General features: G+C 53.8%; 1 pseudogene. It reads right to left on the bottom strand.

Annotated features, from left to right (window positions below):
• Window positions 1–286: pseudogene (locus SB816_RS30785) on the bottom strand (hypothetical protein); the annotation flags it as partial.
• Window positions 287–299 lie beyond the last annotated feature (13 nt).

Genomic DNA, 299 nt, shown 5'->3' with positions numbered 1-299 from the left:
CAATATAACGCTGCGTGAATTTCTTGGTGAAATTCACCACCTGACAGCCGAAATGGATGTGCTCACAGGGCTTGCCGCCCTTGAACATCGCCGCGTTGCCGCACAGGAGATCATATTCGCAGATCGTGTGAACAATCGGAATGCCGCGCTTATGGGCCGCGCGCCACACCAGCGTTGTAACGTCCAGCAGCGAATGGGTGTTGAGAACATCCGGCCTGAAATCGTCAAGAACAGCTTCGAACTGCTTCTCGACGTCGAAATTCCATTGCTGCTTGAGCTTCTGCATGCGCCTTTGCTGC

Source organism: Achromobacter sp. SIMBA_011 (assembly GCF_046535435.1).
Lineage (GTDB): Bacteria > Pseudomonadota > Gammaproteobacteria > Burkholderiales > Burkholderiaceae_B > Achromobacter > Achromobacter dolens.
The sequence above is the reverse complement of the archived record's forward strand: the minus strand, read 5'-3'. Positions and strand labels throughout refer to the sequence as shown.